General features: G+C 50.4%; 1 protein-coding gene. It reads left to right on the top strand.

Annotated elements, in window-relative coordinates; translation table 11 throughout:
- The coding region (locus tag DOT_RS14500; RefSeq protein ID WP_040412293.1) for a winged helix-turn-helix domain-containing protein at positions 1 to 232 on the top strand (232 nt) is incomplete at both ends.

The raw sequence follows: 232 nt of genomic DNA on the forward strand, positions 1-232 counted from the left end.
GGCCGGAAGATCGACTTTACCAATAAGGAATATGATCTGCTGGTCTACCTGGCCGAACACCAGGGTAGAGTCATAAGCAGGGAGGAGCTCCTGGACAGAGTCTGGGGGTATGAATACGTGGGGGATTGCCGAACAGTGGATATCCACGTGCGCCGGGTCCGAAAAAAGCTGGACGAAGACAAGAATTCATCCATTATTGAAACGGTCTTCGGTGTCGGCTATAAACTAGTAT

Source organism: Desulfosporosinus sp. OT (assembly GCF_000224515.1).
In the GTDB taxonomy this organism is placed as follows: Bacteria; Bacillota; Desulfitobacteriia; order Desulfitobacteriales; family Desulfitobacteriaceae; genus Desulfosporosinus.